The 22,218-nt window shown below is 73.6% G+C and carries 22 protein-coding genes and 1 pseudogene; 12 read left to right on the top strand and 11 right to left on the bottom strand.

Going from position 1 to position 22,218, the window contains the following annotated elements; genetic code table 11:
• Positions 1 to 56: 56 nt before the first annotated feature.
• The 5 genes from ACQEV1_RS29220 to aroB form a co-directional block, all read right to left on the bottom strand.
• Positions 57 to 914: a TIGR03619 family F420-dependent LLM class oxidoreductase gene (locus ACQEV1_RS29220; RefSeq protein ID WP_433397570.1), complete on the bottom strand. Its 858-nt coding sequence runs from the start codon at positions 912 to 914 to the stop codon at positions 57 to 59.
• Complete coding sequence (locus ACQEV1_RS29215) at positions 911 to 2,425, bottom strand: GMC family oxidoreductase (protein WP_433397568.1); 1,515 nt, start codon at positions 2,423 to 2,425, stop codon at positions 911 to 913. The genes ACQEV1_RS29220 and ACQEV1_RS29215 overlap by 4 nt, the downstream gene beginning before the upstream one ends.
• Positions 2,426 to 2,449: 24 nt before the next feature.
• Positions 2,450 to 3,553, bottom strand: coding sequence for a sugar phosphate nucleotidyltransferase (locus tag ACQEV1_RS29210; protein WP_433397566.1), 1,104 nt, complete (start codon positions 3,551 to 3,553; stop codon positions 2,450 to 2,452).
• A gap of 23 nt (positions 3,554 to 3,576) precedes the next feature.
• The gene (locus ACQEV1_RS29205) at positions 3,577 to 5,898 is read right to left on the bottom strand and encodes a TIM barrel protein (protein ID WP_433397564.1); all 2,322 of its coding nucleotides are present in this window, start codon (positions 5,896 to 5,898) and stop codon (positions 3,577 to 3,579) included.
• A gap of 65 nt (positions 5,899 to 5,963) precedes the next feature.
• Complete coding sequence (gene aroB, locus ACQEV1_RS29200) at positions 5,964 to 7,136, bottom strand: 3-dehydroquinate synthase (RefSeq protein WP_285634642.1); 1,173 nt, start codon at positions 7,134 to 7,136, stop codon at positions 5,964 to 5,966.
• 276 nt (positions 7,137 to 7,412) lie between these two features.
• Here aroB and ACQEV1_RS29195 point away from each other — a divergent pair, with 276 nt between their 5' ends.
• From ACQEV1_RS29195 to ACQEV1_RS29180, 4 genes are read left to right on the top strand one after another with little or no spacing between them, the layout of a single operon-like run.
• Positions 7,413 to 8,333, top strand: coding sequence for an SDR family oxidoreductase (locus ACQEV1_RS29195; protein ID WP_433397561.1), 921 nt, complete (start codon positions 7,413 to 7,415; stop codon positions 8,331 to 8,333).
• A gap of 26 nt (positions 8,334 to 8,359) precedes the next feature.
• Positions 8,360 to 9,784, top strand: a complete 1,425-nt coding sequence (locus ACQEV1_RS29190) for a trehalose-6-phosphate synthase (RefSeq protein WP_285634636.1) — start codon at positions 8,360 to 8,362, stop codon at positions 9,782 to 9,784.
• Positions 9,784 to 11,043 (top strand): aspartate aminotransferase family protein, encoded by a 1,260-nt coding sequence (locus tag ACQEV1_RS29185; RefSeq protein ID WP_285634633.1) that lies wholly within the window; start codon positions 9,784 to 9,786, stop codon positions 11,041 to 11,043. Before ACQEV1_RS29190 ends, ACQEV1_RS29185 begins: the two co-directional genes overlap by 1 nt.
• Positions 11,044 to 11,075: 32 nt before the next feature.
• On the top strand, positions 11,076 to 12,080 hold the full coding sequence (locus tag ACQEV1_RS29180) for an alcohol dehydrogenase catalytic domain-containing protein (protein WP_285634630.1): 1,005 nt from the start codon (positions 11,076 to 11,078) through the stop codon (positions 12,078 to 12,080).
• Here the strand turns inward: ACQEV1_RS29180 and ACQEV1_RS29175 are convergent.
• Complete coding sequence (locus tag ACQEV1_RS29175) at positions 11,989 to 12,444, bottom strand: MerR family transcriptional regulator (protein WP_285634626.1); 456 nt, start codon at positions 12,442 to 12,444, stop codon at positions 11,989 to 11,991. The two genes, ACQEV1_RS29180 and ACQEV1_RS29175, sit on opposite strands and share 92 nt — an antisense overlap.
• A gap of 87 nt (positions 12,445 to 12,531) precedes the next feature.
• On the opposite strand from ACQEV1_RS29175, the gene ACQEV1_RS29170 reads away from it, so the two are divergent.
• A complete protein-coding gene (locus ACQEV1_RS29170) occupies positions 12,532 to 13,191 on the top strand; it encodes an SDR family NAD(P)-dependent oxidoreductase (RefSeq protein ID WP_433397558.1) in 660 nt (219 codons plus the stop codon).
• On the opposite strand, the gene ACQEV1_RS29165 is transcribed toward ACQEV1_RS29170, so the two are convergent.
• On the bottom strand, positions 13,119 to 14,054 hold the full coding sequence (locus tag ACQEV1_RS29165; RefSeq protein WP_433397556.1) for an NADP-dependent oxidoreductase: 936 nt from the start codon (positions 14,052 to 14,054) through the stop codon (positions 13,119 to 13,121). The two genes, ACQEV1_RS29170 and ACQEV1_RS29165, sit on opposite strands and share 73 nt — an antisense overlap.
• Before the next feature lie 52 nt (positions 14,055 to 14,106).
• On the opposite strand from ACQEV1_RS29165, the pseudogene ACQEV1_RS29160 reads away from it, so the two are divergent.
• Positions 14,107 to 14,283: pseudogene (locus ACQEV1_RS29160) on the top strand (helix-turn-helix domain-containing protein); the annotation flags it as partial.
• Between the two features lie 384 nt (positions 14,284 to 14,667).
• Here ACQEV1_RS29160 and ACQEV1_RS29155 read toward each other — a convergent pair.
• Complete coding sequence (locus ACQEV1_RS29155; RefSeq protein WP_433397554.1) at positions 14,668 to 15,369, bottom strand: HAD family hydrolase; 702 nt, start codon at positions 15,367 to 15,369, stop codon at positions 14,668 to 14,670.
• A gap of 177 nt (positions 15,370 to 15,546) precedes the next feature.
• On the opposite strand from ACQEV1_RS29155, the gene ACQEV1_RS29150 reads away from it, so the two are divergent.
• From ACQEV1_RS29150 to ACQEV1_RS29130, 5 genes are all read left to right on the top strand, one after another.
• Positions 15,547 to 15,912 (top strand): histone-like nucleoid-structuring protein Lsr2, encoded by a 366-nt coding sequence (locus ACQEV1_RS29150; protein ID WP_285578536.1) that lies wholly within the window; start codon positions 15,547 to 15,549, stop codon positions 15,910 to 15,912.
• A 31-nt stretch (positions 15,913 to 15,943) separates the two neighbouring features.
• Positions 15,944 to 16,336, top strand: coding sequence for a histone-like nucleoid-structuring protein Lsr2 (locus ACQEV1_RS29145; protein ID WP_432705666.1), 393 nt, complete (start codon positions 15,944 to 15,946; stop codon positions 16,334 to 16,336).
• A gap of 500 nt (positions 16,337 to 16,836) precedes the next feature.
• Positions 16,837 to 17,160 carry a hypothetical protein gene (locus ACQEV1_RS29140; RefSeq protein ID WP_433397552.1) on the top strand — a complete coding sequence of 108 codons (324 nt, stop codon included), beginning with the start codon at positions 16,837 to 16,839 and terminating at the stop codon, positions 17,158 to 17,160.
• Between the two features lie 553 nt (positions 17,161 to 17,713).
• On the top strand, positions 17,714 to 18,253 hold the full coding sequence (locus ACQEV1_RS29135; RefSeq protein ID WP_433397550.1) for a hypothetical protein: 540 nt from the start codon (positions 17,714 to 17,716) through the stop codon (positions 18,251 to 18,253).
• Between the two features lie 85 nt (positions 18,254 to 18,338).
• On the top strand, positions 18,339 to 19,328 hold the full coding sequence (locus tag ACQEV1_RS29130; protein WP_433397548.1) for a glutathione S-transferase family protein: 990 nt from the start codon (positions 18,339 to 18,341) through the stop codon (positions 19,326 to 19,328).
• A gap of 6 nt (positions 19,329 to 19,334) precedes the next feature.
• Here ACQEV1_RS29130 and ACQEV1_RS29125 read toward each other — a convergent pair whose 3' ends face one another.
• On the bottom strand, positions 19,335 to 20,306 hold the full coding sequence (locus ACQEV1_RS29125) for a zinc-binding dehydrogenase (RefSeq protein WP_285634608.1): 972 nt from the start codon (positions 20,304 to 20,306) through the stop codon (positions 19,335 to 19,337).
• A gap of 133 nt (positions 20,307 to 20,439) precedes the next feature.
• Here ACQEV1_RS29125 and ACQEV1_RS29120 point away from each other — a divergent pair, with 133 nt between their 5' ends.
• Complete coding sequence (locus tag ACQEV1_RS29120) at positions 20,440 to 20,982, top strand: TetR/AcrR family transcriptional regulator (RefSeq protein ID WP_285634605.1); 543 nt, start codon at positions 20,440 to 20,442, stop codon at positions 20,980 to 20,982.
• On the opposite strand, the gene ACQEV1_RS29115 is transcribed toward ACQEV1_RS29120, so the two are convergent.
• Together ACQEV1_RS29115 and ACQEV1_RS29110 are read right to left on the bottom strand one after the other, a co-directional pair.
• On the bottom strand, positions 20,960 to 21,499 hold the full coding sequence (locus tag ACQEV1_RS29115; RefSeq protein ID WP_285634602.1) for a hypothetical protein: 540 nt from the start codon (positions 21,497 to 21,499) through the stop codon (positions 20,960 to 20,962). The two genes, ACQEV1_RS29120 and ACQEV1_RS29115, sit on opposite strands and share 23 nt — an antisense overlap.
• A 101-nt stretch (positions 21,500 to 21,600) precedes the next feature.
• The gene (locus ACQEV1_RS29110) at positions 21,601 to 22,191 is read right to left on the bottom strand and encodes a hypothetical protein (RefSeq protein ID WP_285634598.1); all 591 of its coding nucleotides are present in this window, start codon (positions 22,189 to 22,191) and stop codon (positions 21,601 to 21,603) included.
• Between the last annotated feature and the right edge of the window lie 27 nt (positions 22,192 to 22,218).

Raw genomic sequence — 22,218 nt, 5'->3', positions numbered from 1 at the left:
GGCCGGGGGGTGACCGGGACGTGACGCCTGTGGGGCGCCGGGCTCCCGGCGTCGGGTCAGAGCGCGGCGAGGGACGCCAGGACGCGGTCGGCGAAGTCGGCGAAGGCGTCGGTCAGCTCGTCCACCGGCACCTGCGGCGGGTAGACCAGCACGATCGAGACGCCCATCGCGCGCAGCTCCGCCGCGCGCTCGGCGGTCGGCGGGGCGGCCTCGGCGACCAGCTCGATGGCGTCCGGGTCGCGGCCCGCCGCCTCCGCGGCCCGCCGGCACTCGGCGAACAGCGGTGCCGGGTCGGCGACCGCCGGGAAGAACCCGTCGGCCAGCCGTCCCGCGCGGCGTGCCGCCGCGACGCTGTGCCCGCCCATGATCAGCGGGATGCCGCCCGGCCGCACCGGTCTCGGTCGGCAGCGCACGCCCTTCAGCCGGTGGTGGCGTCCGTCGAAGTCCTCGTCGTTCCACAGCGCGCGCAGCACCCCGACGTACTCCTCGAACCGGGCGCCCCGGTCGTCGAAATCGACGCCCACGGCTTCGAACTCCTCGCGGAACCAGCCGAGGCCCACGCCGAGCGACAGCCGCCCGCCCGACAGGAAGTCGAGGGTCGCGGTCTCCTTGGCCAGCACCACCGGGTTGCGCTGCGGCAGGATCAGCATCCCGGTGACCAGCCGGACCGTGGAGGTCAGCCCGGCGACGTAGCCGAGCCAGGCGAGCGGGTCGGGGTAGGGCCACTCGGCCGGTACCGGCATGCGCCCGTCGGCGGAGTAGGGGTAGGGCGTGTCGTAGGAGGCGGGCAGCACGACGTGCTCGGGCACCCACAGCGAGTGCGCGCCGTACCGCTCGGCCAGCGTCGCGATCAGGCGTGCCGCCTCCGGTGAGTCGAACGGCGGCATGCTGGGGGACAGCAGACCGACCTTCATCCGGCCTCACTCCTTCCGTGCGCGCCGCTCAGGGAGGCGGCCAGCAGCTCGCCGAGCCGGTCGGCGACCGCCACGGTCGTCAGGTGGGTGTTCGCCCGGGGGATGAGGGGCATCAGCGATGCGTCGGCGACGTAGACGTTCTCCAGGCCGTGCACCCGGCCGCGCTCGTCCGCGACCGCCAGAGGATCGTCCTCGGGGCCCATCGCGCACGTCCCGACCGGATGCCAGTAGCCGTTCGCGTCCGCGAGCACCGACTCCCTCTCCCGGCGCTCGGCCGGCCACGGCGTCAGCCCGGCGAGACCGGCCAGCGGCACGCTGCGCGCCAGCTCGTGCGCCAGGTCGATTCCGTCGAGCACCACCTGCTGGTCGTGGCCCTCGGGGTCGGTGAAGAAGCCGTGCTCGATCACCGGCGGCTCCTCCGGATCCAGCGACCCGGCCCGTACGGAGCCGCGCGCGTCCGGGGCCATCGCGAACACGTAGAACCCGGCCGTCAGCGGCCCGTTGTACAAGCCCTGCGCGTCCTCGGCCGGCGCGGCCGACGGCACGATGTGAAGGTCCCAGAACTCGTCGCGGGCCACACTGGAGCGCGCCTTGATCACCGTCTGGGCGAAGTAGGACTCGGCCGCGTCGGGCATCGCGGCGTGCAGGCTCTCCAGCGGGTCCAGCATCAGGCCGAGCGAGCTGTGGTCGACGAGGTTCTCCCCGACGCCGTCGCGGGGGTGCAGGACCGGCGCGCCGAGCCGGCGCAGCACCGCCTCGGGGCCGACCCCGCTGCGCATCAGCAGCGGAGGGTTGCCGTACGTCCCGCAGCATAGGATCACCGCGTCGGCGGTCAGCAGCCGCTCGCCGTCCTCGCCCGCCACGACCAGCCCGGTCGCCCGCTCGCCCGCGAACTCCAGCCGTACGGCGAGGGACCGGGCCACGATCCGCAGGTTCGGGCGGTCGCGCGCCGGGTCCAGGTAGGCGAACGCGGTGTGCCAGCGGGTGCCGCCCACGGCGTTCAGCGGCACCCAGCCCACGCCCTCGCGCTCGTGCTCGGCGTTGACGTCCTCCAGGTACGGCAGGCCGAGCGCGCGCGCCGCCTCGATCACCGCCTCGTGCCAGGCGGTGCGGTCGTCCGGCGCCACGGGCCGCACGCGCAGCCGGCTCACCGCCCGCCGCAGGTACGGCCGCAGCGTGGCGTTGTCCCACGAGCCGCCGGAGTACGCCGCCCAGGCGTCGTAGTCGGCGGGCGCGCCCAACGTGGCCCAGCATCCGTTGTGCGCCGAGGAACCGCCGATCACCCGGGCGCGGGCGCAGCAGGACGGCCCCGGGCTCCAGTCGTGCCCGCGGGCCGCCGAGCGCGCGTCCAGGAGTTCGGCCGGCCAGCGTTCGACGTCGAACGTGCCATAGTCGGGCCCGGCCTCGACCAGTCCGACGCTGGTCCGTTCGTCCTCGCTGAGCCGGTTCGCGAGTACGCAGCCGGCGGCGCCGCCACCGACGATCAGTACGTTGAAGTGCGTCTGCCGCACAGAAGGTCCCTTCGGAGGTCGGCGTCAGGCGGGTTCCAGTCCGGCGAGGCCGGTGCGTGGTCCGGTCAGGTCCTCGCCGACCGCCGTGACCGTGTCGGCGAGCCGCGCGCCGGCCCGCACGCGGGCGTCCGGCAGCACGACGGAGCGCTCGATCCGCGCGCCGGGCTCGACCACGCAACCGGGGAACAGCACGCTGGACCGTACGACGGCGTCGCCCGGCACGACGACGCCGTCGCCGAGCAGGCAATGCGTCTCCGCGTCGAAGCGCGGGGGACCGCCGGCCAGCGTCCGGGGCAGGTCGGCCGGCGGCAGCGGGCTCGGCCGCTCCAGCAGCCTCATCTGCTCCAGGTGGTAGCGCTCCACGGTGCCGATGTCGGCCCAGTAGCCGGAGACCGGGTACGCGAGCACGTGCCGGCCGTCGGCGATCATCGTGGGCAGCACGTCGCGGCTGATGTCGTGCTGCCAGCCGTCCTCACCGAGCGCCGCCAGCGAGCCGAGCACCTTCTCCAGCACTTCCGCGCGGAACAGGCAGAAGGCGGTGAACACCAGGTCCGACGTCGGCTCGGCGGGCTTCTCCACCAACCGTCGCACCCGCAGGTCCCCGTCCACCTCGACCATGCCGAACAGCCGCACGAAGCGGCGCTCGATCCGCTGCACGCCGATCGTGACGTCCGCGCCCGCGTCGCGGTGCGCGGCCACCATCGGCCCGTAGTCGAAGGTGTAGACGTGGTCGGCGTGCTGCACCAGCACGTCGCGGACGCCCGGCCCGAACACGTACTCGGCGTTGGTGAGCAGCGCGTCGGCGGTGCCCGACTCGGGCGGCCGTGGCGGCAGCGGTGCCCCGGGCGGCAGGTCGCCCGAACGCACCAGCGTGTCGTGCGGGCCGAAGTGGACCCGGACGCCCGCACCGTCCCAGTGCGTGGCGAGGTGGTGGACCAGGTCCCGTTCGCGGTGCATCGACAGCAGCACCACCTCCGGGATCCCGGACCGCGCGGCGTTCGCCACGCTGAAGTCGACCAGGCGGCAGGACGCCGCGTAGGGCACGAGTGGTTTGCACATGTCGTCGGTCAGCCGGCCCATCCGCTCGCCGAGGCCGCCGGCGAGCAGCGCGGCACGGACGTCACGCATCATCCGATCCCTTCCGCCGTGGGTCACCAGGTGCGGCCCTGCGGGCCGCTCTGGGGCAGCAGGTCGCACAGGAGCCGTACGGAGGCCGTCGTGCTCTGCTCCCGCGGCAGCAGGGCGTCCTCGTGCTCGACGTAGAGGACGCCGCGGAAGTCCTCGTCGAGCAGCGCCGACACGATCGCGGGCCACGGCATCTCGCCGGCGCCCAGGGCACGGAACCGGATCGGCGGTCCGGGCCCGTACCGCGACCAGCCGGCCCCGGGCGGCGCCTCCGGACGGCCCCAGCGCTGCAGGTCCTTCGCGTGCGCGGCACCGAGGCCGGCGCCCCAGCCGCGGACCGAGTCGACCGGGTCGTGGCCGGTGGCGGCCAGGTTGGCCGGGTCGACGCACAGCCGTACCGAGGCCGACGGCTCGGTCTCGGCCGCCGCGTCGAGGAGCTGCCGGGCGCTGGCCCGGTCGTAGACGACCTGCTTGGGGTGCGGCTCGACGAGGAGCGTCACGCCGTGCTCGGCGGCCAGCCGCAGGATCGGCCGCGCCTCCTCGCACCAGAGGGCGATGTTGTCCGCCCAGCTCACCGCGCTGTGCCACCACGACAGCCAGCGCGCCACGTCCGGGACCCCGTACATCAGCCGGACGTGGGGCGCGCCGAGGTCGGCGGCGAGCCGCACGGTGTCCATCGCGGATCGCAGCGCGTGCTCCCGCTTGTCCGCGGCCGAGCCCGCGAGGACCGGGTCGGTGTGCGGGCCGTGCGGACCGAGCAGCAACTGGCTGTCGCGGCTGTTGCTCACGCACTCCACCGCGGTGCCGGCGACCGCCGCGCGCAGCTCGGCCCGGTGTTCCCTGTCCCGCGCCCAGCGCACCAGGTCGACCAGGCCGGACGTGCTGTCGGTGGGCAGGTCCACCGCGTCCACACCGCAGCGCGCGGCGTGCTCCAACGCGGCGTCCAGCCGCGACCCGCCCCAGGCGGCGAGGCACAGCCCGACACCCACCGGCCGGTCCCCGGGGCTCCGCAGGGGGCGGCGCGCGGACCGCGCGCGGTGGTTCGGTGGGTGGGGGTCGGGTGGCTTGTCGGTGGGGTTTGTCGCGTTCGCGGGTGGTGTGGGGTTGTTTGGTGGGTGGAGGTCGGGTGGCTTGTCGGTGGGGTTTGTCGCGTTCGCGGGTGGTGTGGGGTTGTTTGGTGGGTGGAGGTCGGGTGGCTTGTCGGTGGGGTTTGTCGCGTTCGCGGGTGGTGTGGGGTTGTTTGGTGGGTGGAGGTCGGGTGGCTTGTCGGCGGGGTCTCCCGCGTTCGCGGGCGGTGTGCGGTGCTCCCGTGGGTCGAGGTCGAGCGACCGGACGGCGTGGCCCACCGCGCTCGCGGGCGGCCGTACCTCCCCGTCGTCGCGTGCGAGGCTCCGCAGCGCCGCGTACACGGCCTCCGCCGGCCGGTCCACCGGCACGACCTCGGCGGCGCCCGCCTCGGTGCACAGCCGCCGGTCGAGCTCGGCCAGAAACGGCGGGCAGCCGCGCAGGACGCCGCCGCCGGCGGCCACCGACCACGCGCCGGTGAGCCCGGCGCGATCGCGGGCGGCACGGACGCCCAGGACGAGCTCGCCGACCGCCGCCGACACCAGCGAGGCCGCCACGGCGTCACCGTCGAGCCAGGCGTCGCAGACCGCCGGCGCCAGGGCGGCGACCGCGGCCTTGGGGAACGCCTCGGCGGCCAGCGCGCGGGCCAGCTCCACCGGCGACCGGCCCCCGGCGAGACCGGTCAGCCGGGCCGCGATCGCGGTCGCGGATCCGCGCCCGTCCGCGGCGCGGACGGCGGCGCGCAGCCCGTCCAGGCCGAGGGTGAAGGCGCTGCCCTCGTCGCTGCCGAGGTACTCGCAACCGCCGACCCGGCACAGCGCGTCCGCGCCGTCGGCGGCGGCGAATCCCGAGCCGGTGCCGCACACCAGCACGACACCGCGGCCGGAGAGCGGCGGCGCGACCAGCCAGGGCACGCAGTCGTTGGAGACCAGCAACCGCCCGCGCACACCGGCCGCCCGCGCGAGGTCGCGCAGGCGGAGCGGCTCGTCCGCACCGACGTCCAGGTCGACCGCGGCGGTGGCGATCCACCCCGTACCGTCCCGCCCGTCCAGCGCCGCCGCGACGTCACCGAACAGGTCGCGCAGGGTCCGCGCCGCCGGTCCGGCTCCGACCGAGGCCGGGTTGACCGACCCGTAGGTCCTGACCTCCCCGGCCCCGGGAAGGACCGCCGTCGTCGTACTCCCACCCGCGTCGACCGCCCACAACGCGGTCGTGAGGCCTCCTTCGTCGGGGGGAGTGACCACCGGGCCGTGCTTTCTGGTTCCCTCGCTTCGCTCGGTCACGGGGCCTCCTTCGTCGGAGGGGGTGACCACCGGGCCGCGTTTTCTGGTTCCCTCGCTTCGCTCGGTCACGGGCCGCCCACCGGGACGTCGTCGGAGACGGTGCGGAGCAGGGCCTGCCGCACCTCGTCCTCGGTGACGTCTTCGGCGATGAGCGTGGTGCCCAGCTCGACCGGGAGGACGAAGCGCAGGCTGCCGTCCCGGATCTCGCGGATCTTGTCCAGCGCGCCGAGCACGTCGTCGATGCGCGGCACGGAGCGGAGCTGTTCGAGCCGCACCGGAAGGCCGAGCCGCCGGATCAGGTCGACGATCCGCTCGGCGAGGGCGGCGTCGAGCAGGCCGCGAGCGCGGGAGATGTCCAGCGCCACGACCATCCCGTACGCGACCGCCTCCCCGTGCAGGACGGGCCCGTACCCGGTGGTCGTCTCGACCGCGTGCCCGACGGTGTGCCCGAAGTTCAGCGGGCGGCGCAGATCCACCTCGTACGGGTCGCGGCCGACGAGTTCGGTCTTGATCGCGCTGGCCGCCCGGACGAGCGGCCCGACCGCCGAAGAATGGCATCCCACCAGCGCGTCGGTGTGCCGCTCGATGTATTCGAAGAGTTCCGGTGAGGCGATTATCGCTTTTTTCAGGGCTTCGGCAAGTCCTGAGCGCGCCTGCCGCGGGTCGAGCGTCTCGAGGAACTCCAGGCAGGAAATGACGGCGCGCGGCTGGTAGAACGCGCCGACCAGGTTCTTTGCGGCATTGTGGTCGACCGCCACCTTTCCGCCGATACCGGCGTCGACCTGGGCGAGAAGGGTCGTGGGGACGTTGATGTACGGCACGCCGCGCATGAAGGCGCTGGCGACCCAGCCGACGGTATCCATGATCATTCCGCCGCCGAGGGCCACCACCACGTCCCGGCGTGCGAGGCCGAGCTGGGCCAGCCAGTCGAGGAGCCGGTAGGCGGTGTCCAGGCTCTTGCTGCGTTCGCCGGCGTCGACGACCATGCTGCCCAGCAGCAGGCCACGCTGGTCGAGGGTCTCGGTGAGCCGGTAGGCGGGAAGCGACGCGACGGTGCGCTCGGTGATCACCGCGGCGCGGCGTCCGTCGAGTTCGCCGATCAGTACGTCGGCCGCGGCCGACGCTTCGGGCACCACATGGATGCGGTAGGTGTCCCGTCGTTCGAGGCTGACCTCGATGGCCGACGAGTTCGCGGACAGTGGGATCCGATCACGAACGATATAGCTGTTCTCGGCCATCGGACTCCTTTTTTACCAAGATCCACCAATCGGGTCAGGCAGGCCACTCCGGTGCGAGAGTAATCTTCTCGGCCAAATGTTTATCAAACACGACTTTGGGCCAAAGATCGTGATGATGCACCTGAGCGAGGGCGCCGTTCCCGGCGCCGAACCAGTGACGCCGCCGGTACGAGGGGCGTCGACCCTCACAAACCGATCACCCCGACCGACGAGCCGATTCCGGAACCCGCCGATCGTGCCCGAAAGCGCGTGTCACGAGGCCGGACCGTGCTGACGATGGTCGTCGGCAGCGGCTACCTCGGCGGCCGCATCGGCGCCCGCATGCGTGGGCTGGGCGGCCGGGCGGTCCTGTGCTCCCGGCGCCCGCCGACCGCCCGGTCCGCGGACGGCACGCCGTGGAGCGAGCTCGACGTACGGGACGGCCGCGCCTGCGCCGAGACGGTGCGGCGCCTCGCGCCGGACGCCCTGGTCGTCGTGCACGGGCCCTCCGACATCACCTGGTGCGAGCGGCACGCCGACGAGGCCATGGCCGCGCACGGCGCCGGCGCCGCCAACCTCGCGGCCGCCGCCGACGGGCGGCCCGTCCTGTTGATCTCGACCGACAACGTCTTTCCCGGCACCCGCCACAGCTACGGCGAGTCCGATCCGGTGGCGCCCGCCAACGCGTACGGCCGGGCGAAACTGGCCGGCGAGCGGACCCTCCTCGACACCGGGAACGCCCTGGTGCTGCGGGTCAGCCTCGTCTACGGCTGGGACCCCGACGGGCACCGGCCCAACTACTTCACCACCTGCGTGCGCGGGCTGCGCGACGGCCGCGCCGTCCCGGCGCCCGCCGACCACTGGAACACCCCGGTCCTGGTCGACGACGTCGCCGCCTGGTCCGCCGCGCTGCTGCACGCCGGGCGTACGGGCGTGCTCCACCTGGGCGGGCCCGAACGCCTGTCCCGGTACGAGTGGGCCGGCCGGATCGCCAAGGGACTCGGCCTGGACGACCGGCCGATCCGCCCGACCGCCAAGGCCGGTACGCCGTACGCCTGCCGGCCCGACAACGCCTGCCTGCACAGCGAGCGGGCGGCGGACCTGCCGGAGCTGGCCGGGCTGCGTCCGGCCGACGTCGACGAGGGCACCCGCCGCCTGGCGTCCGTGGCCCTCGCCGAGGCAACACCCGAACCACGACCTGCGGAGGATCGCCTGTGAGCGAGCGAACCGACGAAGGAGGGGCCGTGACCAGACGCGTCTTCCTCGCCAGCAAGCGCGCGGTGGTGACCTACGCGCCCGAGCCGGAGACCGGGCAGCTGCGCGCGTGGCTGGCCCCCGGGGGCACCGGGAACGTCGTCGCCGAGCAGGCCGGCTACCTGGACGTCGCGTGGATCGTCAGCGCGGACAGCGACGACGACCACCGGGCCGCCCTGGAGAACCCCGACGGCATGCGCATCGAGCTGCCGTCGGGCCGCGGGGTACGCCTCCACCAGCTGCGCCACGACCGCGAGACCTTCCGCGTCGTGCAGAACTTCTTCACCGCCGAGCTGATGTGGGCCGGCAACAACTACGGCTGGGACCGGTGGACGCAGCCGTCCTTCGGCGACGAGACGCGGGCGGCCTGGGAGCGCTTCGGGGAGTTCACCGAGGACTTCGCCGGCGAGATGCTGCGGCGCTCCGAGGGTGAGTCCGACCCGGTCTTCCTCGTCCATGACTACCAGCTCGTGTGCGTCCCCGCGCGGCTGCGGGAGAAGCGCCCCGACGCGCCGATTCTGCTGTTCGTGCACATCCCGTGGCCCTCGGCCGACTACTGGCGCATCCTGCCGCGCGTGATGCGCGTCGGTGTGCTGGAGGGCATGCTCGCCGCCGACACGATCGGCTTCTTCGCCCGCCGCTGGAGCGCGAACTTCCTCGCCTGCGTCGCCGACCTGCTGCCGGACGCCGAGGTCGACCTTCAGGCCGGCACCGTACGGCGCGGCGGGCACCTGACCCGGGTCCGCACCCAGCCGCTCGGCTACAGCCCCGAGACGCTCCACCGCCGCGACGCGCGGCTGCCCGACGGCATCGCGGAGTGGGCCGGCGACCGCCCGCTCGTGGTGCACTCCGGGCGCACCGACCCGATCAAGAACGGTGAACGCGCGGTACGCGCCTTCGTCCTCGCCGTGCGGCGGGAGGAACGGCTGCGCGACGCGCGCATGCTGGTGCGGATGAACCCGAACCGGCTGTACGTCGAGGCCAACGCGGAGTACCGACGGCGCGTGGAGAAGGCCGTCGCCGAGGCCAACGCCGAACTGGGGCCCGACACCGTGCGCACGCACTGCGACAACGAGGTCGGCCACAGCTTCGGCTGCTTCGAGCGCGCCGACCTGCTGATGTTCAACTCCACCGTCGACGGCCAGAACCTCAGCGTCTTCGAGGCGCCGCTGGTCAACGAGCGCGACGCCGACGTGGTGCTGTCGGAGATGGCCGGCGCGGCCGAGATCCTCGGCCCGGTGTGCCGTACGGTCAACCCGTACGACCTGGTCGAGCAGGCCGACGCGATCGCCGCCGGGCTGCTCGCCTCTCCGGCCGAGCGCGCGGAGGCGGCACGGCTGCGCCGCGAGACCGCGCGGCCGTGGACGCTCGAGTCGTGGGTCACCGCCCAGCTCGCCAGCCTGGACGTGCGGTGATGGAGGCGACCGACGCACGGGCCTTCGCCTACTACGAGCTCGGCGACGCGGAACTGGTGCACGGCGAGGGCGTCCGCGTGTGGGACTCCGAGGGCCGGGAGTACCTCGACTGCGTGTCTGGCACCTTCAACCTCGTGCTCGGGCACAACCACCCGGCGGTGGTCGCGGCGGTGCGCGGCCAGCTCGACGACCTGGTGTTCGCCAGCTCCTCCTTCCGGACCACGCCGACCGACCGGGTGATGGAACTGCTCGTGGAGCTGAGCCCGCCCTCGCTCACCCGGGTCAACCTGCGCAGCACCGGCGGCTCGACGGCCAACGAGGGCGCCATCAAGATCGCCCAGTGGCTCACCGGGAAGCGCGACGTCATCGTGCCCTTCCGCGGGCACGTCGGCCAGAGCATCGCCGCCACGAGCTACAACGGGACCTCACGGATGCGCGAGCCGTTCCCGTACCACCTGCCGGGCGCCGTGCACGTGCCCGAACCGTACTGCTTCCGCTGCTTCTACCGGCAGACACCGGACACCTGCGGCATGTGGTGCGTCGACCGGATCGAGGACTTCATCACCTACGCCAGCTCCGGCAGCGTGGCGGCGATGATCATCGAGCCGATCAGCGGAGTGGGCGGCAACGTCGTGCCGCCGCCGGGCTACCTCCAGCGGCTCAAGGAGTTCTGCGACGAGCGCGGCATCATCCTGATCTTCGACGAGAACCAGACCGGGCTCGGCCGCACCGGCAGCCTGTTCGCCGCCGACCACTTCGGCGTCACCCCGCACATCATGACGCTGTCGAAGGGCCTGACCGGCAGCGGTTTCCCGCTGGCCGCCATCCTCACCGAGGAACGCCTGGTCGGCATGCCGCGCTCGATGCACGGCTTCACGTACGGCAGCCACACCCTGTCCGCCGCGGCCGCCGTCGCGACGCTGAACGAGGTGCGGCGCCCGGAGTTCCTCGCCGGCGTGCGGACCACCGGCGCCGCCCTCGTGGACCGGCTGCGCGGGCTCCAGACCGACTTCCCGTGCGTGGGCGACGTCCGCGGCGTCGGCCTCATGCTGGGCGTCGAACTGGTCGAGCCCGACGGCTCCCGCTCGAACCGGCTGGCCACCGCGCTGAACAAGGCGCTCACGGACCTGCGGGTCATCACCCGCGTGTCCGAGCACGGCCAGGGCAACGTCATCGAGCTGCGGCCGCCGCTGGTGCTGTCGGTCGAGGACGCGAACCTTGTCGCGGACCGGTTCGGTGAGGCGCTGGAGACGCTTTGACACCCGGCGCCGAACCGGCCACACGGACGCCGATGAGCGTCGAGCTGACGCCCGCCGGGCCGCGCCTGTCCTGCGAGCGACCACGGCGGCCGGACACGCCCCACGCCGTGCTGGTCGAACCGGCTCTCGTCGGCGTCTGCCGCTCCGACCTGAAGGAGATCGGCGGACGGCGGCCGGGCCCGAGCCAGTTCGGCCACGAGCTGGTCGGAGTCGTGACGCGCAGCTCGACGCCGCGGCTCCCGGTCGGCTCGCGGGTCTGCCTCGACCCGAACGTCCCGCTGCGGCGGGGGACCGGCTTCGCTCGCCGGATGTGGGCGGGCGGGGAGGCCTCCGCGCTCGCGCGGGCGCTGCCGCCGGCCCCGGCGGGGGTCGGCGAGCGGCGGCTGGTCTTCGCCGAGCCGCTGGCCTGCGCCGCCCACTGCCTCACCATGACCCGCCACCACCTCGGCGCCGCCGACCTGCGCGGCGCGCGGATCTGTGTGCTGGGCGCGGGCATGGCGGGTGTGCTCATCGCCCGGCTGGCCGAGGCGGACGGCGCCCACGTGCTGCTGGCCAACCGTGACCGGGACCGGCTGGACTTCCTCGCCGAGCGCGCCGCCCTGCCGTCCGGCGGCGGTGCGAGGCTGGCCGAGACGCCCGGCGGCGCGTACGACGTCGCGGTGGTCGCGACGAGCTTCGTCCTGCCCGAACTGCTGGAGCGGGCCCTGACGTCCGTACGCCGCGACGGCCTGGTCATGCTGTACGGCGGGACCGCGGCCGGCGACCGGCTGCCGGGCCTCGCCTGCGACCTGGACCGCGTGCGGCGCTCCGAGCTCGTCGAGGCCGTCGCGTGGCGGGGCCGCCCGGCCCTCGTGGGCGGCAGCTACGGGACCACGCGCGACGACTTCGCGCACGCGCTGCGCGCGCTGTCCGACACACCGGACGGCCTCGGCGTCGAGCGGCTCGTCACCGCGGAGGTCTCGCTGCCGGAACTGCCCGCCACCCTTCGCCGCCTCGCGGCGGAGCGATTGTTCGGGAAGGTGCTGATGCGTCCGTGAACCCCGGCTGCCCCAGGGCGGCGGCGAGCATGGTGTCGAGCGCCTGCTGGGACGACTGAAGCCGGGTGATCGCCTCGGCGATGCGGTGGCGCTCCCGCCGCAGGTCGGTGACCATTCCGGGGCAGGACGACGGGACCAGCCGCTCACCGTCGTCGTGCACGCAGTCCAGCAGCCGCGCGATCACCGTGGTGGGCAGGCCGGCGGCCAGCAGGTCGCGGATGTGACGCACCGCGGTGACGTCGGATTCGGCGAACTCCCGGTAGCCGTTGGCCAGCCGCAGCGGCCGGAGCAGACCCTGCTCCTCGTAGTAGCGCAGCAGCCGCCGGCTGACGCCCGTCCGCTGGGCCAGGGCACCGATCCGCATGTGACTCCCCGCTCCGGGTTGACCTTCACACCGATGTGACACCTTAACGTCCCGGTTGTCGGTCCTCATCCAGAGAAGGAGCAGGTCATGCCGGGAGCAGTGGTCATCGGAGCCGGGCCGGGGATCGGCCGGTCGGTCGCCCGGCGGTTCGCCCGCGAGGGCCTGCCGGTCGCCCTCATCACCCGGAACGCCGGAACGCTCGCCGGCGCGGCCGAAGCCGTGTCGGCGTTCGGCGTGCCGGTGGTCCCGCTGACCGCCGACAGCACCGACGAGACGGGGCTGCGCGCCGCCCTCGACGCGGCGTCCGGCGCGCTCGGCCTTCCGGACGCCGTCGTCTACAACGCGGCCCTCATCCGTCCGGACCGGCCCGGGGAGGCGTCCGCGCGGGCCCAGCTGGACGCCTGGGCGGTCAACGTGGTCGGAGCGCTCACCGCCGCCGCCCACGTCGCGCCGGAGATGGCGCGGCGGGGGAGCGGCTCGTTCCTCATCACCGGCGGCATGCCCGAGCCGAAGGCGGAGTACGTCAGTCTCTCACTCGGCAAGGCGGGAGTACGGACGCTGGTGGAACTGCTCGACCAGGAGTACGGGCCCGCGGGCGTCCACGTCGCCGGCGTCACGGTGGCCGGTCCCGTCGCCGCCGGCACCGCGTTCGACCCGGACGACATCGCCGAGCACTACTGGCGGCTGCACACGCAGCCGCGAGACCGGTGGGAGCGAGAGGTCCTCCACGGCCCCGAGCCGGCGTGACCGCCCGGTCCGGCCGTCAGCCGGCATCGTGCATCCCCGCGAGGTCGATGACGATCTTGCCCTGCCGCGGTCGCCGCGCGGCGGCCGCGTGGGGCCTCGGCCGCCCGTGCCGCGGGGAAGACCCGCTGAACCGGGATCCGGACCCTCCCCTCGGCCGAGAGAGCGGCGGCGAGCGCGAGTCCGTGCCGTCCGGCCGGCTCTCCGCCGTACCGGCCGCGCGAGAGCCGCGCTCCGCGCTCCGGGCCGGTGAAGTCCGCGAGGGTGACCACCGTCGCCGTGCCGGTGACGGTGATGAGCTCCTCGAGCGAGCCCGCCCCGGCGACGTCGAGCGCCAGGTCGACCCGCGGGACGCCGAGAGCGCGGACCCGCCCGGCCAGTCCCGGACCGTACGCGACGGGCGTCGCGCCGAGCCCGGCGAGGAGGGAATGACTCTCGGGCCGGGTCGTGCCGATCACGCGAGCTCCGCGCGCCGTCGCGAGCTGGACCGCGACGCTCCCGACGCCGCCCGCCGCCCCGTCGATCAGCAGCGTCGTCCCCTCGCCGGCGCCGAGCAGGTCGAGGGCCCGGGTCGCCGTCTCGGCGCTCGTGCCGGCGGCGCCCGCCTCCTCCCAGGGCAGGGAGCTCGGTTTCGCGGCCCAGAACGCCGGCACGGCGAACTCGGCGCTCGCACCGCCCAGGCGGGCGACGTCGACCGCGCCGAACATCTCGTCCCCGTTCGTGAAACCGGCGACTCCCGCGCCGACCTCATCGATCACCCCGGCCGCGTCGGCCCCGGGGACGTGCGGCAGGGCGAGACCGTCACGCGAGGGGGAGTCGCCGGCCCGCAGGGCGAGGTCGACGGGTGAGACGCCGGCCGTTCGCACCCTGATCCGCACTTCGCCTGTTCCGGATCGCCGGAAAGTGAGAGGTGCGCGGATGACGGTCACTCGGAGACCTCGGGTGGACGCGGAACACAACCGCCGGCACATCGTCACCGTGGCGCGCGCCGCGTTCGCCGACCAAGGGCTGGACCTGTCGATGCGCGAGATCGCTCGGCGGGCGGGCCCGGGCATCGCGACGGTCTACCGGCACGTCCCCACACGGACGGATCTGGTCGCCGCCGCTCTCGCCGAGCATGTGGCCGCGTGCCGCGCGGACCTGCGGGCCGCCCTCGACGAGCCCGACGCCTGGCGTGCGCTGAGCGGGACCGTCCGCCGTTTCGCGGAGCGCCGGATCCGGGACCGGGGACTGAACGAGGCGCTGTTCGGCTCCCACCCCGCGGCGGCCGCGTTCGCCGAAGACCGCCGCGCGCACGCGAGGGAACAGGAACGGCTCGTCGACCGCGCTCGCGGCGCCGGTGCGGTCCCGAGCCGAGGTGTCCGTGGAGGACGTACGCGCCGGTCTGATGGCCATCGCGTCCCTCCAGGCGCTCCGGCCGGAGCGGGCGGCGCCCTCGACGTGGAGGCTGGTGGATCTGCTTCTGGCCGGGCTGTCGGCCTAGAGCGCGAGGCGGAGCACGGCCGCGAGGCCGCGTGGCGTGTTCGCGTCGCGTTCGCTCGGGAGCAGGTAGACCGGCAGGCCCGCGCGTACCGCCGCGCCGTCCTTCACCGGGTCGTCGCCGACGTACAGCACGCGGGCCGGTTGGGCGCCCAGGCGCTCGCAGGCGAGCGCGAACAACGCCGGGTCGGGCTTGGCGACACCGTGCTCGCACGAGAGGACGACCGTGCGCAGCGAGGCCAGCGCGCCGACCCGTTCGAAGGCCGGCCGGATGTCCCAGCCGATGTTGCTGAGCACACCGACGGGCACTCCGGCGTCGCGCAACGCGCCCAGCACCGGCACGGTGTCCGGGTACGGGCTCCAGGCGCCGGGGTCGGTGAGGCAGGAGTACACCGCCTCGGTGAGTTCCGGACCGAACGGCCCGGCCTCGGCGATCAGTTTGGTCCAGACCGTCCGGTGCGCCTGCTGGGACAGGTCGCAGCCCTCGCGCGCGGCGAACCCCGCAGGGGAGTCGACGTGGCGCAGGGTCCGCCGGATGACGTCCTCGGCCTCGGCCGCGCCGAGGGTCACACCCTGCCGCGCGGCCGCAGTGACCAGCGCCGGCGCGTCAAGGACCTCGGTGTCGTCGAACAGCGTCCCGGAGAAGTCGAACAGGACCGCTTCCACGCGTTCGCTCACTGATCCGTCCACTGGTTCGCCCACGGCGACAGCATAGAGAACCGCGCGTGTCGCACAAGATCCGGATGCCGGGCGGCGGTGACGGTGGCCGGTGTTCCGCCGCGGGCGCCATAACGACGCGTCGAGGCGCCCGGATGCCCCTTCTGCGGGTGCCGAAATACTATCCTTGCTCAGGCAACGTCCCCGAGAAAGGAACGATTAGTGGCAACCAGGGTCATCATGGTGGATGATTTCGACGGTCATGACGGCGAGGACGTCGCGAAGCGGGATTTCGAGATCGGCGAGAGCACTTACACCATCGATCTCGGTGATGAGAACTTCAAGAAACTGCAAGAGGCGATCGAGGTCCTCAGGCCGTATCTGGAGAAGGCGACCCGGGTGAAGCAGGCGGGCCGCTCCCGTCGGCCTACCGCCGACACGGCCCCTCGCCTGCGCGGATACTCTAACAGTGACGTGCGTGAATGGGCCAGGCAGGAAGGCGTCGAGGTCAGCGCGCGGGGGAAGATCGGTGATGAGGTCTATGAGAAGTTCATAGCGGCTCACCCCGACGCCAACCCGGATGACTGACTGGCCGTGAGAGACTGCAGGAGATATTGAGATGGCACAAGAAACGATCGTTCGGCTCCTCGATGACATCGACGGCAAGCCGGCGGACGAGACGGTGAGCTTTTCACTCGACGGCGTCCCCTACGAAATCGATCTCAGGTCGAAAAACGCGGACAAGCTTCGCAAGGTGTTCGCGCCGTACGTTGAGAAGGGGCGCAAGGCCGGCGCTCGCCGCACCGGACGCGGAGGACGCGGCCGCACGGCGCACAACCGTGAGCGTGCTGCCGACATCCGGGGCTGGGCGAAGGAACACGGGATCTCCATCAACGACCGGGGCCGGATCCCCGCTGAGATCGTCCAGGCGTACGAGGCGAAGGATCCCGGCCGGGCCAAGAACCCGGGCGCGAAGGTCCCCCAGACGAAGTTCCAGGCCGCGAGTCGCTGAGCGACCTCGCCGCCCGGCCCGCACCGGCACGATGACGGCCGCCGGGCCACCACCGGTCCGGCCCTCGCCGGGTGGGCCGAGCACCGGACATCGCGCGTAGTCGTGGCGCCACCGAGAGCGCCGCGGCCCCGCCGTCCCGGCCCGCACGGCATGATGATCGCCGCCGGGCCGGTACGCGGGTGGGCCGTCGCCGGCTGGGCCGAGCACCGGATATCGCGCGTGGCCGTTGCACCGCGGCCCACCGATGCGGGCCCTCCCGCGGCGCTCGCCGTCGGCGTCGCGGGTCGGAAGCGGCCACGCGTCGGCCGCCGCCGGCGTCCGCGTCTCACGGGCCGTCTCGGCCTGCCGGTGGGGTTCGTTCCCCGTCCCGGCGATCGGCCGGTCGTGCCGATCGAGGCGGCGCCGTTCTCGTTCGCCCGCCTGCCTCGTGCCGCCGGGGTGGTGCGGCCGGCATCGTCTGGCCGAGGTCGGCCTGGGGTGCCGGCCGCCCGCGACGGGGCATGACCGTCGCCTCGGACGCGACGGCGACGACCCGCAGCGGTGCCGGCATCGGTGATCCGCGGCTGTACGTGGACGGCCGGTGGCGCCCGCCTTTCACGGGCCGTCTCGGCTCGCCCGTGGGGTTCGTCGCCCACCCCGGCGATCGGCCGGCCGGGGCGGCGCCGTTCTCGTTCGCCGGCCGGCTTCGTGCCGCCGGGATGGTGCGGTGGGCATCGTCCGGCGACGGCTGTGTCGGGTTCACCTTCGGCGTTCAAGCCACCGGGTGCCACTGCCGCCTGCCGCTTGCCGCCGGGCGCGGCGGCGGACGGCGCGGCGTGGCCTGACGGGTCGCCGGCGCGGGTGCCGCGTCGCCCGGCGTCGACCGGTCGGGCGTCGTCACCGTGAACGACCGGTCCCCGGCGCGGTCCCGTGAGTTCACCGCGCGGGTGCGCGCACGCCGGTCCGCACCACGCAGGCCAAGGCACTGCGAACGAGTGCGGGCACCGGCCGAGGGCCTTCTCTTCTCCATCGCCCTGTGTCAGGAATCGCTTACTTCCTGGCGCGATCACCGCCCGGACGCCGGCCGTGAGGGCACCCCGCTGACCTGGCCCACCGCGGCACAACTGCGCGAGGACGGGACGCTGCTGGTCACGACCTCCCTGGCGTTCGCGCAGAAGGCGATCAACGTATGTCGTGACGGGCGGGTGGCGCTGCGTTCTCCGACCCGACCGGCAGCGGGCTCACCGACGCGCCCCAGGTGTTCATCGCCGGCACCGCCGTCTGCCCGGATGAGATCATGACCGGTCCGAACGGCGCGGAGGAGTACTGGCGGATGTTCGAGCGCCAGCCGCACAGCCGCACAGCCGCGCGTACGTCCGGCCGCCGGCCCGCTGGTTCATGGAGTGGTACTACCTGCGGCTCCTCATCACCGTCACGCCCGCCGACGTGGGTGTCCGGCCGCCCCTCGAAGAGCTCCTCCGGGCCGAGCCACCCGGTGCGGTCACGGTGAGTGACGCGCCGCCCGGCGCGGAGCCGCTGGCGCGGTTTCCCAGCGCCGTTCTGGGTGCCCGTGACGAGTCCGGCGCGCCCCTGCTCATGCGCGTCCGGCCGGTGACGACCGAAGGCGGCTTCCGCGTGGCCCCCGAGTGCGAGGTCACCCCCGGCCCGGCGAGCCTGCTGGTGCACGAGCACAATGACGAGCTCGCGGCCGTGCGGAACGCCCTGATCCGCGGCGAACTGCGAAAGGACGGCGACGGCTGGCTGCTGGTCCCCTCCAAGGTCGTCGAGCCGGGCTCCACCAGCACACCGCAGGACGCCGTCCGTACCCTCCGCCGGGTCCAGAAGGCGACCACGCGCTACGTGAACCGCCGTGACCTGCCCCGGCCCCGGGTCCGCTGGAGCGAGTTCCAGGCGCTCGCCCGCCCGCGCGGCGAATGAGGCCCCCGCCGAGCGGGCCGTGGTGATCGAGCTCCGGCCGTGGGTAGGGGCTACCGTGTTGTCCGAATAGAGCCGGGAGGGCCGCATGGGCACTGATGGGTCCGCGTACGTCCGGGACCAGCGTTATCTCACCACGCGTATCACCGCCGACGGGCGGGACGCGTACCCCGTCGAGCCCGGCCGCTACCGGCTCGTCGTCAGCCGGGCCTGTCCGTGGGCCAACCGCAGTGTCATCGTGCGGCGGCTCCTCGGACTGGAACCCGTGCTGTCCATGGGCATCTGCGGGCCGACGCACGACGAGCGGAGCTGGACCTTCGACCTCGACCCCGGCGGCCGGGACCCCGTGCTGAAGATCGAACGGCTCCAGGAGGCCTTCTTCGCGCGGGACCCGGACTACCCGCTCGGGATCACCGTGCCGGCCATCGTCGACATCCCCACCGGCAAGGTCGTCACCAACGACTTCGCGCAGATCACGCTCGACCTGTCCACCGAGTGGAGGGCGCACCACCGGCCCGGTGCGCCCGATCTGTACCCCGAGCGGCACCGGGACGAGATCGACGCGATCAACGCCGACGTCTTCCGCGACGTCAACAACGCCGTCTACGAGGCCGGGTTCGCCACGGGCCAGGACGCCTACGAGCGCGCCTACCGCAAGCTGTTCCGGCGCCTCGACATCCTCGAAGAGCACCTCGCCGCCCGCCGGTACCTCGTCGGGGACACCATCACCGAGGCCGACATCAGGCTGTTCACCACGCTCGTCCGCTTCGACGCCGTCTACCACGGGCACTTCAAGTGCAACCGCGGCAAACTCGCCGAGATGCCGGTGCTGTGGGCGTACGCCCGGGATCTGTTCCAGACCCCGGGCTTCGGGGACACCATCGACTTTCCGCAGATCAAGGAGCACTACTACGTCGTCCACCGCGACGTGAACCCCACCGGTGTCGTGCCGCTCGGCCCGGACACCTCCGGCTGGCTCACCCCGCACGGCCGGGATCGGCTCGGCGGACGGCCCTTCGGCGACGGGACACCGCCCGGTCCGGTCGCCTCCGGCGAGGCCGTGACCGCCCCCGTCTGACCGCGCTCAGGCCGGCACGGCGAGCAGCACGGCGCCGACCGAGCGGCGCCGCTCGATCTCGGCGTGCGCGTCCGCGGCGCGGTCCAGCGGGTAGGTGGCGTGGATCCGCGGTCGGAGGCGGCCGTCCGCCGCCGCGGCCAACGCGCGCTCGGCGTCGTCGCGCTGCTCGGCGTCGGGCTTGGCGAACACGGCGCCGAGCGGGCCGGCCACGGTCAGCCCGCGCCGGGCGAGCACCTGGGCGTCGAGCGGCAGCCAGGCACCGGAGGCGAAGCCGTAGATCCCGAACCTGCCGCGGCCGTCCGCGGCGGCCTCCAGGGCCTGGGCGCCGATCTCGCCGCCGATCGCGTCGAGCACGACGTCCACGCCGCCGCCGCTGAGCGCGCGCACCCGGTCCGGCCAGTCCCCGGCGCCGTAGTCGACGGCGTGGTCCGCGCCGAAGTCCTCGACCGCGGCGGCCTTGTCCGCCCCAGCCGCGCCGATCACCGTCGCCCCGGCCGCCTTGGCGAGCTGCACCAGCAGCGATCCGATCCGGCCCGCCGCGGCGGTGATCAGCACGGTCTCACCGTCGCGTACGCGCATGGCGGCCAGCATCCCGCTCGCCACCGCGCCGGCCTGGAAGACGGCCAGCGCCACCGGCAGGGCCAGCTCGTTCGGCACGGGGAACGTCCACGCGGCCGGCGCCAGGGCGCGCTCCCCGTAGCCGCCGGTGTTGCCCACGGTGGTGGCCACGACGCGACGGCCGAGCAACGACCGGTCCGTCCCGGGACCGACCGCGACGACCTGCCCGCCCACTTCCAAGCCGGGCACGTACGGCAGCGGGAACGGATACCCTCCCGACCGCACGATCACATCGCCGTACCCGACGCCGGCCGTCTCGACGGCCACCACCACCTGGCCCGCCCCCGGTTCCGGCTCCGGCATCTCCTCGACGCGGAGCACCTCCGGCGTCCCGAACTCACGCACCCTGACCACCCGCACGATCGGCTCCTCTCCGTTGACAGTCTGATCGCAACGAGACATGGTGTCTCGGTCGACCAGTCTTGGCGGGTGGTCCCTGCCACGACAAGCGCCGATTCGCGGGGTCTGTCCCAGTCGAGACAAGGAGCCGGAAGTGTCTCAGCCCAACGTGCGGGTCAGGCGTACGCGCAAGCTGCTGCGTGAGGCGCTGGTGGAGCTCATCGAGGAGCGCGGCTTCGACCGGATCACGGTCGGGGAGATCACCTCCCGGGCGATGGTGAGCCGGGCGGCCTTCTACCGCAACTACCGCGACAAGTACCACCTGGTCGAGCAGATCTTCGATGAGGCGATGGCCGAGCTGCGCGGCACGGTGGACGGCGACGCACGGCCGAGCGGCGAACGGTGGGTGGGCTTCTTCGAGCACGTGGCCGCCTACCGACGGCTGTACGGCGCGCTGCTGGGCCGCCGGGGCAGCCCCTGGTTCGCCGACCGGATGCGCGCCGCGCTCGCCGCGATGACCACGGAGCATTTCCGGGAGGACGATCCCGACCAGCTGGCGCCCAGCCTGCTGTCGGCCATGTTCCTGCAGACGATCACCTGGTGGCTGGAGCACGGCCGGGACATGCCCCCACGCGAGATCGCGGCGCGGTCCGCGCGCCTCGCCGCCGCGGTCATCACCGAGGCCAATCGCGTCTGAGCGCGGCCGAGCGGGATGCCGGACGCGAACGGCGGCGGTGGTAGGCCACGGTCACCGCGGCCAGCAGCGGACCCCAGGCGAGAAGCGGCGCGTAACAGCCATAGATCGCCCACAGCGCCGGACCGTGAAAGCCGGCCGCGCCGTTCGCCAGATCGGGGGAGTTCACCGCCGCGAACGTCCAGATCACGGTGACCGCGCACGCCCCGAGGGCCGCCGGCACGACCGCCGCCATCGTCGGGATCCGCCGGCCGCCCAGCAGCGGGATCCCGTCCGGCACCACCTCGCCCCACGGGCGTACGAGCCCGAGCGCGAGCAGCGCGAGAGCCTCGGAGACCACCGAGAGCGACAGGATCACCGCCGAATCCCAGGGCCGCGGCGGCCCCCGGTGCCCGGCGAGCCCCAGGACGAACGCGACCCGCCACAGGCCCGACGGCAGGGTGCACAGCGGGATGAGATGGGCGGCCCGCACCGCCCAGCGGGGCACCGTCTCCGGCGGCCGTACGGTCGCGCTGGTCATCGTTTCCTCCTGAGGAGTCGTGAGGTCCTCAGGATCCGGGGTACGGCATCTCCGGCTCCTCCCTCGCGGGCGCCGGTCCGGTCCCCCTCAGGAGTGATCGTTCAGCGCGGCACGTTCAGCGTGTCCAGGTTGCTGATCTTCCAGCGGCCGTCCCGGCGGACCGCGTCGACGGCGAGCATGGCCGCGGCGTACGTGGTCTGCTTGCCGCTCGTGCGGGTGTTGCGCTGGTCGGCGAAGACGAGCAGGCGGGCGCGGTCGCCTTCGAGCATCTCCACCGCGCTGTCGGTGACCGTCGTGGTCAGGACGAGCTTCTGGGTGGGAGCCTGCGTACGCACCTGGGCGATCATGGTGTCGTACTGGCCGACCGCCTTGCCGGTGAGCAGGCTGTCCTCGGCCTGTTGCGTCCGGCCCGCGTCGGTGTAGTCGTAGGAGAACAGGGCGTTCACGGCGTCGCTCACCTGACCCGTGACCTCGCTCGTACGCGCCGGGTCGGTCAGCGCGACGTTGCCGGCTCCGGCGCGGTCGCGTACGGCGCCCGCCTCGTCGGCGAACCACACCGCCAGGCCGCCCAGCAGCACCGTCACGACGCCCAGGACGGCCGGCAGGCGCCGGACCCGGCGCTCGCGCGTCCGCTTCGGCGCCTTGTCGTCCTCGGCGGTACGGCGGCGGATGACGAACGGGAGGGAGGGCATGCGGAGGTTCCTCTCGCGAAGGGGCGG

Origin of the sequence: Actinoallomurus sp. CA-142502 (assembly GCF_050936355.1) — a bacterium.
Taxonomy (GTDB): Bacteria; Actinomycetota; Actinomycetes; order Streptosporangiales; family Streptosporangiaceae; genus Actinoallomurus; species Actinoallomurus iriomotensis.
The sequence above is the reverse complement of the archived record's forward strand: the minus strand, read 5'-3'. Positions and strand labels throughout refer to the sequence as shown.

Bases quoted from the DNA above. Each gene is read 5' to 3' on its own strand.
- ACQEV1_RS29170 (WP_433397558.1), top strand. From the start codon at position 12,532: ATGCCGGGAGCAGTGGTCATCGGAGCCGGGCCGGGGATCGGCCGGTCG.
- ACQEV1_RS29180 (WP_285634630.1), top strand. From the start codon at position 11,076: ATGAGCGTCGAGCTGACGCCCGCCGGGCCGCGCCTGTCCTGCGAGCGA.
- ACQEV1_RS29140 (WP_433397552.1), top strand. From the start codon at position 16,837: ATGACCGTCGCCTCGGACGCGACGGCGACGACCCGCAGCGGTGCCGGC.
- aroB (WP_285634642.1), bottom strand. From the start codon at position 7,136: ATGGCCGAGAACAGCTATATCGTTCGTGATCGGATCCCACTGTCCGCG.
- ACQEV1_RS29110 (WP_285634598.1), bottom strand. From the start codon at position 22,191: ATGCCCTCCCTCCCGTTCGTCATCCGCCGCCGTACCGCCGAGGACGAC.
- ACQEV1_RS29115 (WP_285634602.1), bottom strand. From the start codon at position 21,499: ATGACCAGCGCGACCGTACGGCCGCCGGAGACGGTGCCCCGCTGGGCG.
- ACQEV1_RS29175 (WP_285634626.1), bottom strand. From the start codon at position 12,444: ATGCGGATCGGTGCCCTGGCCCAGCGGACGGGCGTCAGCCGGCGGCTG.
- ACQEV1_RS29130 (WP_433397548.1), top strand. From the start codon at position 18,339: ATGGGCACTGATGGGTCCGCGTACGTCCGGGACCAGCGTTATCTCACC.
- ACQEV1_RS29220 (WP_433397570.1), bottom strand. From the start codon at position 914: ATGAAGGTCGGTCTGCTGTCCCCCAGCATGCCGCCGTTCGACTCACCG.
- ACQEV1_RS29210 (WP_433397566.1), bottom strand. From the start codon at position 3,553: ATGCGTGACGTCCGTGCCGCGCTGCTCGCCGGCGGCCTCGGCGAGCGG.
- ACQEV1_RS29185 (WP_285634633.1), top strand. From the start codon at position 9,784: ATGGAGGCGACCGACGCACGGGCCTTCGCCTACTACGAGCTCGGCGAC.
- ACQEV1_RS29195 (WP_433397561.1), top strand. From the start codon at position 7,413: ATGGTCGTCGGCAGCGGCTACCTCGGCGGCCGCATCGGCGCCCGCATG.
- ACQEV1_RS29135 (WP_433397550.1), top strand. From the start codon at position 17,714: ATGGAGTGGTACTACCTGCGGCTCCTCATCACCGTCACGCCCGCCGAC.
- ACQEV1_RS29145 (WP_432705666.1), top strand. From the start codon at position 15,944: ATGGCACAAGAAACGATCGTTCGGCTCCTCGATGACATCGACGGCAAG.